This is a genomic window from Undibacterium sp. Dicai25W (genome assembly GCF_049340505.1).
Taxonomy (GTDB): domain Bacteria; phylum Pseudomonadota; class Gammaproteobacteria; order Burkholderiales; family Burkholderiaceae_D; genus Undibacterium; species Undibacterium jejuense.
In genome coordinates this window covers 66853-82279 of the sequence record NZ_JBMPOQ010000012.1, presented here as the reverse complement: position 1 = coordinate 82279, position 15427 = coordinate 66853, and the positions used below count along the sequence as shown (strand labels likewise).

At 46.3% G+C, this 15427-nt stretch carries 14 protein-coding genes; 5 read left to right on the top strand and 9 right to left on the bottom strand.

The features are described 5' to 3' along the window. Positions 1 to 56 precede the first annotated feature (56 nt). The 6 genes from adk to ACO0KY_RS13880 form a co-directional block, all read right to left on the bottom strand. Positions 57 to 713: an adenylate kinase gene (gene adk, locus ACO0KY_RS13905; RefSeq protein ID WP_423046973.1), complete on the bottom strand. Its 657-nt coding sequence runs from the start codon at positions 711 to 713 to the stop codon at positions 57 to 59. 228 nt (positions 714 to 941) lie between these two features. After that, the gene (gene kdsB, locus ACO0KY_RS13900; protein WP_423046971.1) at positions 942 to 1712 is read right to left on the bottom strand and encodes a 3-deoxy-manno-octulosonate cytidylyltransferase; all 771 of its coding nucleotides are present in this window, start codon (positions 1710 to 1712) and stop codon (positions 942 to 944) included. A 24-nt stretch (positions 1713 to 1736) separates the two neighbouring features. Next, entirely contained in the window at positions 1737 to 1922 is a 186-nt protein-coding gene (locus ACO0KY_RS13895) for a Trm112 family protein (protein WP_423046969.1), read from the bottom strand. Then, positions 1903 to 2919: a tetraacyldisaccharide 4'-kinase gene (gene lpxK / locus ACO0KY_RS13890; protein ID WP_423046967.1), complete on the bottom strand. Its 1017-nt coding sequence runs from the start codon at positions 2917 to 2919 to the stop codon at positions 1903 to 1905. Before lpxK ends, ACO0KY_RS13895 begins: the two co-directional genes overlap by 20 nt. Before the next feature lie 262 nt (positions 2920 to 3181). Further along, positions 3182 to 3631 (bottom strand): ExbD/TolR family protein, encoded by a 450-nt coding sequence (locus ACO0KY_RS13885; RefSeq protein WP_186912937.1) that lies wholly within the window; start codon positions 3629 to 3631, stop codon positions 3182 to 3184. 2 nt (positions 3632 to 3633) lie between these two features. After that, a complete protein-coding gene (locus ACO0KY_RS13880; RefSeq protein ID WP_186912936.1) occupies positions 3634 to 4239 on the bottom strand; it encodes a MotA/TolQ/ExbB proton channel family protein in 606 nt (201 codons plus the stop codon). Positions 4240 to 5393: 1154 nt separating this feature from the next. Between ACO0KY_RS13880 and xseA the strand changes: the two genes are divergently transcribed. The 3 genes from xseA to ACO0KY_RS13865 all read left to right on the top strand — a co-directional run bounded on the left by xseA (position 5394) and on the right by ACO0KY_RS13865 (position 8521). After that, positions 5394 to 6758 (top strand): exodeoxyribonuclease VII large subunit, encoded by a 1365-nt coding sequence (gene xseA / locus ACO0KY_RS13875; protein ID WP_423046965.1) that lies wholly within the window; start codon positions 5394 to 5396, stop codon positions 6756 to 6758. Positions 6759 to 6914: 156 nt separating this feature from the next. Beyond that, positions 6915 to 7493 carry a superoxide dismutase [Fe] gene (gene sodB / locus ACO0KY_RS13870; RefSeq protein ID WP_423046963.1) on the top strand — a complete coding sequence of 193 codons (579 nt, stop codon included), beginning with the start codon at positions 6915 to 6917 and terminating at the stop codon, positions 7491 to 7493. A gap of 152 nt (positions 7494 to 7645) precedes the next feature. Further along, positions 7646 to 8521 (top strand): DMT family transporter, encoded by an 876-nt coding sequence (locus ACO0KY_RS13865; RefSeq protein ID WP_423046961.1) that lies wholly within the window; start codon positions 7646 to 7648, stop codon positions 8519 to 8521. A 133-nt stretch (positions 8522 to 8654) separates the two neighbouring features. Here ACO0KY_RS13865 and ACO0KY_RS13860 read toward each other — a convergent pair whose 3' ends face one another. Genes ACO0KY_RS13860 through ACO0KY_RS13850 form a run of 3 tightly spaced genes read right to left on the bottom strand, consistent with a single transcriptional unit; the run spans position 8655 to position 10836 of the window. Beyond that, entirely contained in the window at positions 8655 to 9593 is a 939-nt protein-coding gene (locus ACO0KY_RS13860; RefSeq protein ID WP_423046959.1) for a hypothetical protein, read from the bottom strand. Continuing rightward, positions 9593 to 10447 carry an ABC transporter ATP-binding protein gene (locus ACO0KY_RS13855; protein WP_423046957.1) on the bottom strand — a complete coding sequence of 285 codons (855 nt, stop codon included), beginning with the start codon at positions 10445 to 10447 and terminating at the stop codon, positions 9593 to 9595. Before ACO0KY_RS13855 ends, ACO0KY_RS13860 begins: the two co-directional genes overlap by 1 nt. Further along, entirely contained in the window at positions 10444 to 10836 is a 393-nt protein-coding gene (locus ACO0KY_RS13850) for a GntR family transcriptional regulator (RefSeq protein WP_423046955.1), read from the bottom strand. Before ACO0KY_RS13850 ends, ACO0KY_RS13855 begins: the two co-directional genes overlap by 4 nt. 434 nt (positions 10837 to 11270) lie before the next feature. Here ACO0KY_RS13850 and ACO0KY_RS13845 point away from each other — a divergent pair, with 434 nt between their 5' ends. Both ACO0KY_RS13845 and ACO0KY_RS13840 read left to right on the top strand, forming a co-directional pair. After that, on the top strand, positions 11271 to 13988 hold the full coding sequence (locus tag ACO0KY_RS13845; RefSeq protein ID WP_423046953.1) for a prolyl oligopeptidase family serine peptidase: 2718 nt from the start codon (positions 11271 to 11273) through the stop codon (positions 13986 to 13988). Between the two features lie 222 nt (positions 13989 to 14210). Further along, positions 14211 to 15272 carry a hypothetical protein gene (locus ACO0KY_RS13840; RefSeq protein ID WP_423046951.1) on the top strand — a complete coding sequence of 354 codons (1062 nt, stop codon included), beginning with the start codon at positions 14211 to 14213 and terminating at the stop codon, positions 15270 to 15272. The last annotated feature ends 155 nt before the right edge of the window (positions 15273 to 15427 follow it).

The following is a 15427-nucleotide window of genomic DNA, read 5'->3' as shown; positions in this document are numbered from 1 at the left end:
GCAATCTGCCGCCCAATAAAAGGCGTAAAAAAAGCGGACATTCAGTCCGCTTTTTCTTATTCTGCTAATGCTGCAAATGCGCTGTCGCGTATCGTTTCAACCGGACCGACACCAGCAATCTTGCGATATTTAGGAGCACCGGGTTGACCAGATTTTGCCCATTCACCATAGTAGCCCACTAACACTTTAGTTTGATCGTGGTAGACAGCCAAACGTTTTTTTACAGTTTCTTCTTTGTCGTCATCACGCTGAATCAGATCTTCGCCTGTTTCGTCGTCTTTACCTTCGATTTTTGGCGGATTAAATTTGACGTGATAGCTGCGACCCGAAGCTGGATGCACACGACGGCCACTCATACGGTCAACGATAGCTTCATCTGGTACGTCAATTTCCAACACGTAATCGATGTGAACGCCAGCGTCCTTCATTGCGTCAGCTTGAGGAATCGTGCGCGGAAAACCATCGAACAAGTAACCATTGGCGCAATCAGCTTGCTTAAGACGATCTTTTACCAGACCAATGATAATGTCGTCAGACACCAAACCACCAGCATCCATCACTTTTTTAGCTTCCAGACCCAATGGCGTGCCAGCTTTCACTGCTGCACGTAACATGTCGCCGGTAGAAATTTGTGGAATATTGAATTTTTCTTTGATGTAATTGGCTTGAGTGCCTTTGCCAGCACCTGGTGCTCCCAATAAAATAAGACGCATTTTTCTATTTCCTAAGACGAGTTTGAATTTATTTTGGGCATGTACCAAGCAGGTACATACTGAATTTTTACTGCTTTTATCTGCACTTCACCTTTTTTCAGCACGTATTTATTTTTTCTTTTGGCGCTGAAAAGTCAGTAATAGCACAGTTTCTTTTCACGAAACTTACCACAATTTTCTGCATTATTGATGCTTTAGCATGAAATCGTGGCGAAGTTCTTTCATTTTTTAAACAATTTTTGAGAAAAATTGCCTGACTTTTTCTAAATCTTCGGCAGTATCCACCCCTGGCGCAGGGCTGGCAGCGGTCACATGCACCGCAATAGAGTAGCCATGCCACAATACACGCAACTGTTCTAAGGCTTCGATTTGCTCCAAAGGCGATACCTCAAGCTGCGGATATTTTTTTAGAAAATCGTTGCGGTAAGCATACAACCCGATGTGGCGCAAAGGCTGATACTCCGTTGGGAAACGCTGACGATTGGCACCCAAGCCATCAGCAAATCCATCGCGGTGCCACGGAATCGTCGCTCTGGAAAAATATAAAGCACGTGCCTGCTTATCCAACACGACCTTCACTACATTCGGATTAAACGCGTCCTGCACATCATGAATTGGATGCGCGGCCGTTGCCATAGGCACAGTCGCATTGACCAAGGCAGCCGTAGCCGCAATCAACGCAGGGTCAATCAAAGGTTCATCGCCTTGCACATTCACCACCACAGCATCGTCGGCCAGATTCATACTGGCAGCGACTTCGGCAATCCTATCTGTGCCAGACGGATGATCTGCACGGGTCATGCAGACAGGGATACCATGCGCTTCGCAAGCCGCCACAATATCCGCGTGGTCAGTCGCCACCATAATGGCACTGGCACCGGAAGCCAGTGCACGTTCCGCGGTGCGGACGACCATGGGCTTACCAGCAATGTCTGCCAAGGGCTTGTTAGGAAGACGACTCGAAGCGAGACGGGCGGGAATAATGGCAACAAAACTCATGCGGGATTCCTGATTTCTTTCAAATTATCGGGCGTCGATTTCTTCCGTCGTCAGCGTGCGCGCCTGTTCCGCCCACATGATAGGAATATCATCACGAACCGGAAATGCCATTTTGTCGCCATAGCAAATCAATTCTTGCGCAGGTTTGTTATACACCAATGGTCCCTTGCATAAAGGGCAAACTAAAACATCAAGCAGGCGAGCGTCCATGCTTTTTCTCCGAAATCATTTGTAGAAGGGCTGTCGCAAAACCGCTATCAAGTTGTGCCAGTACCGGCACGACCCAGATCCGCGCATCGTTTTGCAACACTGGAATTTGACGACATTTTACTGCATCCTTTTCTGTGATCAGAATGCAATCGGCATCTATCTGCATAAAAGTCTGCGCATCGAACTCAAAATGGTCAGCTAATGGCAGACTTGAACACCTCAGTCCGGCAGCACTTAACATACTAAAAAATCGTTGGGGGTTACCAATACCTGCTGCTGCAACCATTTTTTCAGCACGCAATTCTGTTAGCGGTTTGCGTACTTTTGGGTCGCACAGTTGATAGACGTGCTGTGGCAATAACTGCATACGCACCGTATCTGCAGGCATACCAGGAACACTGGCAAATGGCACATCAGTCCCGGCATTGAGCACCGTGAAGTCTCGACGACGCTGCACAGGTTCGCGCAGAGGCCCGGCAGGCAGCATCCAACCATTGCCCGTACCGCGCTGATCAAACAGCATGATTTCAATATCTCTGGCAAGAAAATAATGCTGCAAGCCATCGTCAGCAACTAACACATCGATTTCCGGGCGTGTAGCCAACAAACAGCGTGCAACGGCCACACGGTCACGCCCTACTGCGACCGGCACATTGGTGTGCTGTGCAATCAGCAAAGGCTCGTCACCCACTTGCGATGCCTGCGATCCGGTATCCAGTACGACCACACTTTCAGCATGTGCGCCATAACCGCGAGAAATCACACCAGGATTGAAACCAGCAGCCTGTAATTGCTGCACCAGCCAGATGACCAAAGGCGTTTTCCCGGTCCCGCCGACAAAAATATTGCCGACCACCACCACCGGCACTTCGACTCTGGTCTGTGGTTTGTAACCAAGTACGAACAAGCCAAAGCGGAATGAAACGATTAATTGAAATAACCTGGACAATGGCCATAAAGCGCAAGCCCAAAGACCACGCTTTTGCCAATTTTTCATGATCCATGACTGTAGCCATGATTGTAGCGAGGAGCCCAAACGCGCTTGCATGCAAATACCTACCCACATTCCCGGAAAAAACTTACTCCCCGGCAGTATTACTATAAAAATTTAATCTCGCATTGAAATTAAACAATCTCAGAGCAACAAAACCAGATACTCCCCCCTCTTTTTGCAATCGCTTCAGAGAAAAGGCCATCTGGTTTTGAATTATTGACTGCATTTTTTGCAAGTTGCTCACGTAAGCGTGCTCTAACTTGCCTTATTTAGGACTCGAAGCCTGCGCAGCAAACGTGACTTTCGCCATGCCTGCAATGCGGGCCGCTTCCAGCACATCAATGACTGACTGATGCGTGGTTGCGCGATCAGCGTTGATGATCACAATCGGGTCAGGTCGAACGCCAGTCTTGCCTTCATCCAAAGCAGCAGCGGCTTTTTTGAGATCATCTGCCAAGGTAGCCGTATCCAAAAAAGAAACGGCCTGATCATTGATCTTATAACGCCCCTGAGCATCAATACCGATGTTAATCTGATTCGGCTTGGTATCTTGCGCTTTCTCAGCATCAGCAGTTGGCAGCGTGATTTGTAATTCGGTAAAACGACTATAGGTCGTTGTGACCATCAGAAAAATCAATATCACCAGCAACACGTCAATAAACGGGATCAGGTTGATTTCAGGCTCTTCCCTGCCCTTTCCTTTGCGAAAGTTCATGCTTACTTCCTGGCGCTGTGAACAACATCAACAAATTTGACCGCTTGCTGTTCCATATCGACCACCAGACTGTCAACCAGAGCACGGAAATGACGATAAGCAACCAGAGATGGCATCGCAATCAACAAACCAAAACCTGTGTTATACAAGGCCACCGAAATACCATGCGCCAATTGCGCCGGATTGGCACCCGTTGCGGTTTGCGAACCGAAAATTTCTATCATACCAACGACCGTACCAAACAAACCCATTAATGGCGCGAGTGAAGCGATCGTGCCTAAGGTAGTCAAAAAGCGTTCCAACTCATGCGCCACAGCACTACCTGCTTCTTCTATCGATTCTTTCATTACTTCGCGCGGCGCGCTGACGTTGCGCAAGCCTGCCGCCAGTACTTTCCCTAACGGCGAATTACCCGCCAATTGATCAATCACTTCTGGTTTTATTTTACCGACCTGATAGACGCGTATTACCTCATCTAACAAGGTAGATGGCAAAATTTTATTTCTACGCAATGAAAGGCTACGTTCTATGATCAACGTCAAAGCGATCACAGAGGCAGTCAACAAAAGATAAATAGGCCAGCCGGCGGCTTGAATAATAGCGAACAAAGGTCACTCCTTGAAGGTTCAGAATTCCAACCCCGCAATGTAGCGTGTTGTGTGCCGTCGGGCAAGTGTACTTTGTTGATTTATCTTTCAACAACCGAAACACAATCAAAAACCAACGTTTTACACAAAAACTGTGCGCAAGCTTGTGGATAAGCTGTACAAATCGAGGTAAGCCTTTGAATTAAAAGACAATTAAGGTTTCGCTCAAGAATTAAGCAGGCTTTTCCGATGCAAAAAATGAGATAAAACACTGAATTATTCACTTCTTTCTGCACACTTTGTGTGGATAAGCTTGTGCACAAGGCTAGCAAATATACATAAGCGTCTGATTTTAAAGTAATTTATACCTCTGCAAATAATTTAATCAAAAGCCTGTTTTGAGAGGATTTCCGCTCAAAAATAAAGCAAAATTTCGACATGGGAATAAATCTGTTTGTTTTTCACAAATTGTGTGGATAACGTTGTGTAAAAGCTGTCACTATTCACTTAATTAATTGATTTATATAGATAATTCAATGTCGCCTATTTTTTAAGCAAAGCCTGTTTTATGCACAAAAAGTTACCCATAGATGCTAAAAATATAACTTTAAGCGTATCTCAATTGAATAAGTCTGAGCTTTTGCACAAATAATGTGGACAAGATTGTGAAAAAGCGGAGGAGATCAAATTAAGTATATGATTTATATGACTAATTTGACGGAGCTTAAATTTTAAGCAGAAGCACGAATAAAGCTTTATTGTGAGTAACTTTGAAATCACCGAGATTTTTTATGGAAATTTCCGATTTTCTACACAATATTTGTGGATAACGTTGTGTAGAAGCCGATTATAAGTAGTTAAGTACCTGATTTTATTAAAGTTTCTATTACTGCATAGATTTTAATCAATCCACAAAATCCAGAACTCCGGCGAAGATATCCACTGTTTATGCACCAATTCTGTGGATAAGATTGTGCACAAGGCACTGGATAAGCTGCAAAGCCCTTGATTTGTAAGGAAATTTTCATATTGCTCAAGTTATTTGCATTTGAAAACCCAATGAAAATCAATGACTTATAGAAGATATTTGCATTTGTTTTGACATCTGTAGCACACAATGACATCCTGATGACCATTTCACGCTTCTGTGGAAAGCTTTTTTGTTTTTTAATCTGATGAATACTGACTTTCGTTCACTGAACTCAAACGCCACGCCATCTGTCTTGACAGTTTCGGCGCTCAACAACGCCGTTGCACAGTTGTTGGAGCGAAATATGCCACTGACCTGGGTTTCCGGCGAGATTTCCAATTTTACCCGCGCCACCTCTGGGCATTGGTACTTCACCCTCAAGGATAATGCGGCCCAGGTGCGTGCTGTGATGTTCCGCGGCCGCGCCCAGTATGCAGACTTCCAGCCACGTGAAGGTGACAAGGTCGAAGTCAGAGCATTAGTGACACTATACGCCCCGCGTGGCGACTACCAACTGAGCGTCGAAGCTATCCGGCGCGCCGGCGTGGGCAATTTGTACGAGGCTTTCTTGAGATTAAAAGCACAACTGACACAAGAAGGCTTGTTCGACCCGGAACGCAAACGCGGTTTGCCTGTATTTCCCAAGACCGTTGGCATCGTGACCAGCCCACAAGCAGCGGCGCTAAGGGATATTCTGACAGCCCTGAGGCGCCGCGCGCCGCATGTGAATGTGATCTTGTACCCCACTCCGGTACAAGGCGATGGTGCTGGCAACAAGATTGCCCAGGCGATTGCCACCGCCGCTGACCGCGCCGAATGCGACGTGCTGTTAGTTTGTCGTGGTGGTGGCAGTATTGAAGACTTATGGGCATTTAATGAAGAAATCGTCGCCCGCACGATTGCGCATAGTCCCATCCCCGTGATCGCTGGTATCGGTCATGAAACCGATTTCACGATTGCTGATTTTGCTGCCGATCTGCGCGCCGCGACCCCAACCGCCGCCGCTGAACTGGCCGTCACGCCACGCAGTGAATGGTTGACTCAATTGCAAAGGCAACAAGAGCATCTGCAACGTAGCATGCAAAGGCAAATGGCGACCCAAAGCCAGACGCTGGATTGGTTGTCACGCCGTTTATTGAGTCCCAAAGCGGCGATTGCCGCCAAACGCCAGCAATTGCAGCAAAGTGCACAAAGTCTGCGTTACGCGAGTGAAATGCCCTTGCAGCGCGCACGACATGAACTACAGCAACTACAACAACGTTGGCATACGGCACGCCCTGATCCGGACAGGCCGCGTCAATTGCTTGCGGACTGGCAACGGCGCATGACCCAGGCGCAACAGCAAGGCATACGCCAGCGCCAGCAAAGCCTGGCGGGCTTACAAGCACAATTAGAGCTGCTTAACCCGCAACGCACGCTGGAACGTGGTTATGCCATTCTCAGTGACAAACATGGCAAGGCTTTGCGTTCAAGCACTGAGCTGCAAGCAAATACACAGCTCCACGTCAGACTCGCACAAGGCAGCGCAGACATCAGCGTGACTAGCGTACAGCAAAGCCTGACCGATTAAAAATTGCGCTTTGGCCAGATAGTGAAAAGACAGAGATAAAGGATTTTCATGTCGGGTAGCTGCAAGCTTTCGCACAAACGCTTACAATGACAGTTTAGCACCACGTATTTGCCGTTATTTCGACGGTAACCTCTGAAGAAAACTAAAGGACGCAACATGGAACATACCCTACCGGCATTGCCCTATGCACTGGACGCTCTGGCTCCGCACATCTCTCAAGAGACTCTGGAATACCACTACGGTAAACACCATCAGACTTACGTCACTAATCTGAACAACCTGATCAAAGGTACAGAATTCGAAAATTCCACATTAGAAGAAATCGTTAAGAAATCTTCGGCTGGCATTTTCAACAATGCAGCGCAAATCTGGAACCACACGTTCTACTGGAACGGCCTGAAACCAAACGGCGGCGGCGCTCCTACTGGTGCATTGGCTGCAGCTATCGATGCAAAATGGGGTTCTTTTGACGCATTCAAAGAAGCATTCACTAAATCCTGCATCGGCAACTTTGGCTCTTCCTGGACATGGTTGGTGAAAAAAGTGGACGGTACACTCGACATCGTCAACACATCCAACGCAGCTACACCGTTGACAACAACAGACAAGCCACTGATCACATGCGATCTGTGGGAACACGCTTACTACATCGACTACCGCAACGCACGTCCAAAATACCTGGAAGCATTCTGGGCATTGGCAAACTGGGATTTCGCAGCAGCAAACCTGGCGTAATTCTGATCATTTCGGTGCCCACACCGGAATCGATGAAAAAAACCTGCGTATGCAAAAGCATCGCAGGTTTTTTTTCATCTATCGTCTGACGTATTTATGCGAATATTTAACGATGCACACATTCAAAAAAATTATTTCGAGACAGTTTTAACATGACAACATCTGGCAGCTCTTTTTTGCATCGATCCTTACCTGCCATATTTATTTTTATTTGGGCATCTGGCTTTGTAGCTGCCAAGTATGGACTTCCCTATGCCGAGCCGCTGACCTTTCTTAGTATGCGCTATCTTGGCGTCGTGATCCTGATGTTGACGCTGGCATTGGTAATGCGAGCGCCGTGGCCTGCCCGCAAAGACTGGCTACACATAGCAATTGCGGGGGTACTGATGCAGGCCATCTATCTGGGTGGCATCTGGTGTGCGGTCAAATTGGGTATGCCGGCTGGAATGGCGGCGTTGATTGCCAATACTCAACCCATTCTGACAGCCATCATGGGTCCGATCATTGGTGAGCGCATTCGTGGCAAGCAATGGCTGGGGCTGGCTTTTGGCATCGCTGGCGTCGGACTCGTCGTCGCCAATAAAATATCCGTGGTGCATTTGTCAGTGGCAAGCGTAGCGCTGGCGATCATGGCGTTGTTGGCAATGACGTCTGGCACCATTTACCAAAAAAAGACGTGTCCGTCTTTTGATGTACGCACTGGTCAGGTGATCCAGTTTGGTGCCTCGTTATTAGTGACGATTCCACTTGCTTTGCTACTTGAAACACAAACGGTTTTATGGACGCCGCATTTTTTCATCGCCATGGCATGGTCGATTTTTATCTTGTCAGGCGTTGGGATTTCCGTGTTGTACGTGCTGATACGCCACGGTGAAGCAACCAAGGTGACTAGCTATATGTATCTGGTACCCGCAGTAACGGCACTCATGGCGTGGTTGATGTTTGGAGAAAAATTTACGCTGACGGCGGTGGTCGGGATGGTGATTGCGTTGATGGGTGTAGCTTTGGTGGTGCGGCCTGCGAGGTGAAGATTAGTTATAAATCTCTTTAAACGTAATGAAAGAGGATAAAAACCAGGCTCATCAAAAATGAATTCGATGAGCCAGTTTCAATGTTCATTTACAGAAATATGAGGTTGCCAACTTCAAAGCAAGACATGAACTAATCACCTCTCCCGCGACGTATTCTGGCGGCCATGAATAGCATACCTATGCCAACAATAACACCTATCCACAGATCAGACGTTGCAAAAATATCCCAAGACGACAAATCAGCCTTAAGCACAACATTTTGTATCGACGCTGGGAGTGATAGTGTTTGCTCATACTCAGTAAGATAATAGTGATAGCTCCACGAATCTGGAACAATACTAAACACCCCCCGGAACAATAAGGCGTACGCAACATCCCTTACAAATTTCACACCTACCACGTCATTCGCAAATGCTATACACGCGAAAACACCAACTGGAATCAGAATGGCCCACATACCAGGGCGACTTTTTACCCACGATGAAACGAGTATCATCCAACCTATCGTCGGCAAAGCCCAAGCGACATATATAGGAAAAGACTTTAGCGTATGTCCTACCTGTCCCCATATTCCGTTACTACTGAAAACGAAAGAAAATAAACCTACACCATGAGCAGCATAAGCACCGCATAAGGCAAACATCGATATCAAGTTAGTCAGGACAAGAGTAAGCATTCCCATTAATGGAAACAGAATCAGCGCAACAATGACTTTAGAAAACACAGTCAATTCGTCCGATACCGGCAAAGATTTCCAAAACAAAATACTGCGATCTTTTCTTTCATCGCTTAGGGATCCCGTTGCATATGAATACACCGCAAATACCATAAGGATAGAAAATAAAATTAATCCCGATGTAAAGTAGTGGCCCACCGCCGTTACCAAATCATTCAACTGCACATCAGCCTGGAGATCTACTTTGATTGCAGCATCTTTTAAACGAAATATGCCGGATAAAGTAAAGATCAAAATCAATCCAGCCAGAGCCAAATTAGACCAGATTAACATTGCTTTATTTTCCCAGATCTCACGCTTCAATAACCATTTCAAGGTCATCATCTGTTTCATTATTTTACTCCCTTCATCGTAGCGACAAACAAGTCCGCAATACTAGGCCGGCGTAGTTCGCCCAAGGCTTGCAATATATCAGCGTCAACACCATCAAATAACATCACGTTTTTGCCAAACATCGAACGTTGATCAATGGGATGCAATGCCTGCGCTTGTTCGACATGCATAGGGCTGACTGCCACTTCGATGAAACGTTGTTCAACTTCTTCCATACTTGCTGACAAGCTGATTTTGCCGTTTTGGATAAACAATAAATCAGTCAGAATATGCTCCACCTCTTCCACCTGATGCGTCGTGATGATGATGGTTTTGTTCTGATCAAAATAGTCTTCTAACAAATCCTGATAGAACTGTTTGCGGTACAAAATATCCAGCCCCAAAGTCGGTTCATCAAGCACTAATAATTTGGCATCAATTGCCATCACTAAAGCAAGATGCAATTGCACCACCATGCCTTTGGACATGGACTTGACTTTCATCTCCGGCGTGAGCTTAGTTTTAGCTAAAAAGCGTTGTGCTTTTTCACGGTTAAACTTGGGATGCACACCTTCGACAAAATCGACCGCATCTTTAACTTTGAGCCATGACGGCAAAATCGCCACGTCAGCAATAAAACAAATTTCTTCCATCAAGGCATCGCGTTGTGTGTGCGGATTGAGTCCAAGCACGCTGAGTTCACCTTCATACGAAGTCAGCCCTAAAATCGCTTTTAAAGTCGTGGTTTTGCCAGAGCCATTCGGGCCGATCAAACCGACGATGCGTCCAGACGGAATATCAAAACTGATTCCATCTACGGCGACTTGCTTGCCATAGGTTTTACGCAAGTGTTTTGCTGAAACTACCGCATTCATTCTTGTTCTCCTTGTCGGTCTGGTACTACTTTGGATACGTTAAGGCCAGGCATTAAATCATCGAGGGACAAACCCAAGCGACGAATACGTTGGCATGTCGCAGGCCATTCTTCTTTTAAAAAACGTTTTCGTTCAGAAATCAATAATCGCTCAAACGCATTGTCGGTAACGAACATACCTACACCGCGCCGTTTTTCTACCAGTTCTTGTTCCAATAATTCCTGATACGCTTTTGAGACAGTGATCGGGTTAATCTGGTATTCGGTCGCGACTTGTCGCACCGAAGGCACAGCATCGCCCGGTTTTAAAATCCCATCGAGTATCATCGACAGGACCTTTTGCTTCAATTGCCGGTATATCGGCGATTGATCGTGCCAATCGACAGCCATACATCCCCCATAAGAATTTGACCTACACCGCAAACAATAGTCATCAGAACAGATCAAAGTTAGTGTTATACATAACCAACACACCAAATCACTATACATGAGCAAAAAATCAATTTCAACTTATTTCGTTAAAAGAATAATTTGTCTTGAAACCAATTCAGCAGACTTTCAACAGTCTCATAAAAATTAATGAAAATATTTTTCCACTTTTCATTTCATTTCGAGGAACTTAAAATCATCAACTTCAGTCAATACAGCTCACTTTCAGGCTATTGGTCTGAAATTCATCCAGAGATGAACGATTCTTGTCGGCCAAGTACTGCTGACATGACGTTCCGGATGCGAAACAAGGCACCACAACGGTGCTGCGACAGCTTTTTGTCTTACCTTCAAATAATTATCAATAAAAAAGCATCTCCAGGAGCCTTCCACCCATGTCCCCGAAAATTATTACCCTAAGCATCGCGCTCGCCTGCAGTGGCGCGCTGGTCAGCCTGACCCCGCAAAACGTTGCCGCGGCAGTCTCGAACGGCAATATCAGCACAAACAGCGTTGTTACCAAAATCAATCCCGCTGACCTGACACTAGAACAACTGTACCGTGCTAAATCCTACGCGGGGCAACAGGCTAAATTGCTCAACTTCAGCCACGACGGACGTTATCTTGCTTATGCCTGGAATCCGTTTGATGAGTTGGGTTCTGATTTGTACATTTACGACACGCAAACTGGGGCCAGCAAACGTATTACATCACCAGCAGTAATGAAAGCCTACGACGCCCCTGAGGTGTGGGACAGATTCGATAAAAAGGCCAAACAAAAAGAAAAAGAAGAAGCTGAGCGTCAGGCAAAGGCTGAAACCCAGGCCGCCTATTTACGTGGTGAAAACGTCAATCTCAAACAATGGGAAGATGCTGATTTAGCCCTGATCAAAAAAGAACTGGCAGAAAAGAAAGCCAAAGAAGTGATAAAAAAAGCCGAGGCCGATGCGGAAGCTGCGAAAGAAAAAGCCGCTGCAGCTGCTGCGGATAAGAGTGCGAACACCGCCAGCGTCGATGCAAAAAAAGAAGATAAAAAAGAAAATAAAAAAGACGATCAGAAAGACGCTAAAGCCGATACAGAAAAAGAAATCTGGGAATTGCGTGACGAGCTGAAAAAGAAAAACGACAAAGAAAAACTCAAACCTAGCGATCTTTATCCAGGCATCGATAATCTGGTCTGGGCCAACAAAAAGAATGAATTAATTTTTGAATATCGCGGTGATTTATTCCGCCTCGACGCCAGCACCTATAAGGTCGAACGCCTGACGCAAACTGACAAAAAAGAACGTATCGTCGCTTACAACGCGGACGATAGAGGCTACATTTATATGGACGAAAAAAGCTTATACAGCGCCAGCTTTGATCACAGTACCATTCGCCAGTTAAACCGCGAATTGATTCATCCGGATGATGCCGATAAGAAGTACAAAATCGTGAGCACGGTTCTGAGCGAGAACAAACAGTGGATGGCGATCTCTGCCGAGGCACCGGACATCAATCCAGAAACAGGCAAAGTCAATCCACCATCTGAGCGCAAAGTCGAGATCATGGATTACAACACCCGTTTCGCTACTGCTAAAAAAGTCGATCGTGAAGTTGCCGATGACAAGCGCAAAGTGTTACCGACTGCCTTATATATCCGTCGTGTGAGCGATAGCAATGCCCGTCAACCGCAACCAGTGTTCACAAATGAAGGCGGCGATGTGTGGTTTGAAATGAGTGATGTCAGCTGGACAAAAGATGGTAGCCGTTACACATTCTCGACTTGGGAACGGGAAAAGAATTTGTTGCGCATTTACGTTGGTAAAGCTGATGAAGCTAGCAAACCAAGCTTGGTATTTGAGCGCCGTGGCAATGTCGGTCATGAAGTCGTCGGCTTCATATCACCGCAATTCACCCCTGATAGCAAACAATTGATCGCGATTCTGGATGAACAGGGTTACCGTCAACCTTACGTGATCAATACTGACACCGGTGCTGCCAAACCAATCTTAAAAGGTGATTTCGAGGCGCACCATATTGTCGGCTTCAGTCCCGATAGCAAATCCATGTTTGTCCTCGCCAACAAAGACGATTTTGCCGCAATGAATGCGTTCAAGGTCGATATGGCAACCGGTGCGATGACTGCACTGGGTCAGGCGGGCGACTACCACCGCGCCAGCGCAATTGCAGATACTGGCACTGAGCTCGCCAGCGTCGCCGGTCAATGGTCTAGCCGTCCAGAATTAAAATTAATTGATACCAGAACGGCCAAAGCTAAAACACTGACACAAAGTAACGACCCTTTGTGGAACGCCGTCGATATCATGCGTCCGATCCGTTTCAGCTATCCAAATCGCCACGGTGACATGATTCAAGCGTATGCATTCAAACCTGAAGGATGGAAGGAAAGCGACCAGCGTCCTGCTATCGTCTATACCTACGGTGGTCCTCTGGGCGATCGCCATATTATTGAAACCGATAGCTTTCAACAAACCGCCTACCTATTTGGCATGTATATGGCCGCTAAACATGGTTATGTCACCGTTGCTGTAGATCCTCGTGGCCATTCAAATTATGGTAGAAAATTCAGCGACGCTAACTGGGAACAACCTGGCAAACCACAAACCGAAGATCTGGAAGATCTGACTAAGTACATGCAACAACATTTCGGTGTAGATAGTAAGCGTATTGGTCTGACTGGCTGGAGTTTTGGCGGCTTCCAGACGCAATATACGATGTACACTAGTCCAGACACATTTGCCGCCGGGATTGCCGGAGGTGGCCCGACAGAATGGGAAAACTACAATAGCTGGTACACCGGACGCACGCTCGGCAAAACCGAAAGAAGCAAACTCAGCTTACGCCGTTTCTCTTTATTACCTTTAACATCCGGTTTGAAAAAACCTTTGATGCTGGTACACGGCATGCAAGATCCTAATGTGCTGTATCAGGACACGGTCAATGTTTATCGTGCCTTGCTGGAAAATGGCAAAGAACAATTGGTCGATTTATTCCTCGATCCTGACGGTGAACATGGCATGGGCGGTGCGATCAAAGCCAAGACCTGGCATAAAAAATATGAAAGCTTTTTTGTTCAGCACCTTGGTGAAGGAAGCCCGGCTAACAAATAATGTTCTTCCTTTTTATTGCGTTTTAATCTGATGAACAGCGCCCTACCCATGGGTGCTGTTTTTTTTACCCAATCTCTTTCTCAAAACCATCAATATAAATACAAAAAATATATCGGATGGAAAATTAAATTAACGGTATAAAATGGCAATTCCAGCTCCGTATCAATCGAATACCAAAAGATTTTTACGGGACTACTCAACATCAAAATTGAAGGAAAAGGTATGTACACACAGCTGCGTGGGCCTGAAAGATTTTTTCGATTTGGACAGTGGGCTATTGCCTTATTATTTGCATTTTTCCTCATCAACGTCGGTGCGAGTCTGATTGCCGATTTACCACTTTTGTCAAAATCACCAACACCGGAGGATTTTGTCGATCATGCTGCAAATCAAAAAATTGAATTACTCATCGCTCCTCAGCGTAAGCAGATACTTGCGTTCGAAAATCAACAACGCCTTCTGACCAATCAACTGAACACAAGTCGTGAAAACTATGCAAAGGACAAGCAGAGTTTCGATAATTGGCGTGCGGCACGCAATAGCACTGAACAGTCAGATCAAAATCCAGAAGTTGTCGCGAAAGCACGCAAGCTTGATGTGCAGTTGCAAATGCAACAGCAACTCGAAGATAAAATTAAACAGATCGATCAACAAAAACTAGTGATCGAAGAAAACATACGCCCACAGCAACAGCAACTCGCAGACCTGGAAGTCATTGCAAATCGCGCATACGAAACCGCACTCTACAAAGATTCGCTCAAGGCATTCGGCATTCGTTTGTTATTCGTGGCACCTCTGTTAGCAATCGCCATATGGCTGTTTCGTCAGCATCGCAAAAGTCAGCAATGGCCTTTCGTTTGGGGCTACATTGTTTTTGCACTGTTCGCATTTTTCTTTGAACTGGTCCCTTATCTTCCGAGCTTTGGTGGTTACATCCGCTATGGTGTTGGTGCGGCGCTGACATTCATCGGCGGAAAAGCATTAATCAAATCGCTGCAAAATTATCTGGAGAAAAAAAGTCTGGAGCAGGCTGCTCCGCAGGAAGAACGTAAGCACGAGATCCGCTACGAAAAAGCGCTTGAATCTATGGCGCGCGGACAATGTCCCGGGTGCGACAGAGCAATCCCGGCAATTGAAGGCGTGCAGGTTAATTTTTGCATGCACTGCGGCCTAACAACCTACACCAAATGCCATGCATGTGGCTTGCGGCACAACGCGTTTTACCCCTATTGCCCAACTTGTGGCGTACCAGCCAACGATCAGAAAAATAAAAAAACATCCTGACGCACAAGCCGATAGTCGCAGGGGATTGTCCAGGTAGCATCTGGTATTGAGTTACACCACGTCGTTGTGCGTCGCGTCGCCGCACTACATTTCCTTGCAACGTTTCAAATAACAGACAGACTCATTCCTCAGGATGAGTCTGTCTGTCTCCAGAA